Raw genomic sequence first — 674 nt, 5'->3', positions numbered from 1 at the left:
GATCAAAAACCTTGTCCACCCAGCCGATCTTGCCGGCCATCGGCCGGCGTATGACCGTCAAGTAAACTTCGTTGACGAACAGATTCTTGGAGGACAGCGCCTCCATGTAACGCGCGTCCAGTTCCGCGACGAACGGGTTGTCGAAGCTACCTTCGATCTCGGGCGTGATGTGGCGACGGATGATCGTCGCATAGACGGCAAAGCGCGACGACGAGAGATTGCGAAATGTGGTGTTGCGGTTCAGGACCCGGGCGTTGAGCTCAGACTGGTCCATCGTCTGAAACGGCAGACCGCCCATGCGGATGACGCAGGCCAGAAAGCCCGCCTTGGTCACCAGTACATTATCATCCACATGACGCAAAAAGGGGACGTGTTCATTCACGCCCTGCTCTTTTTTGCGTTGCTTGCCGTATTTCAGATCAGCGTTGATGCTCACGGAGAATAGCTCCTGGCTCCCCAAAACGAGGTGTTCCCCATCGCCCGCTTGGTCAGAAAAAGGCGCTCGAAAATATGAAACATGTGAATGTCGCGTTGACACAGATAGGCCGACACCCCGTGGCCGATCACGGCCACGAGGGGCGGAAGCAGAATGTTGCTGGTGGCGATGAAAAACACGACGCCGATCAAACCGTTCAGCCAAAAAATCTCGTAACGCACCCCCAACACCATCAAGG

General features: G+C 55.8%; 1 protein-coding gene and 1 pseudogene. Both read right to left on the bottom strand.

Annotated elements, in window-relative coordinates; translation table 11 throughout:
• Window positions 1–436: pseudogene (locus EN749_RS36790) on the bottom strand (VirB4 family type IV secretion system protein); the annotation flags it as partial.
• Window positions 433–674: VirB3 family type IV secretion system protein (locus EN749_RS36785; RefSeq protein ID WP_189368044.1), on the bottom strand; the 242-nt coding region annotated here is incomplete at its 5' end. The gene EN749_RS36785 and the pseudogene EN749_RS36790, both read right to left, overlap by 4 nt.

This window comes from Mesorhizobium sp. M7A.F.Ca.ET.027.02.1.1 (assembly GCF_004022985.1).
In the GTDB taxonomy this organism is placed as follows: Bacteria; Pseudomonadota; Alphaproteobacteria; order Rhizobiales; family Rhizobiaceae; genus Mesorhizobium.
This window is presented reverse-complemented; position numbering and strand designations above follow the sequence as displayed.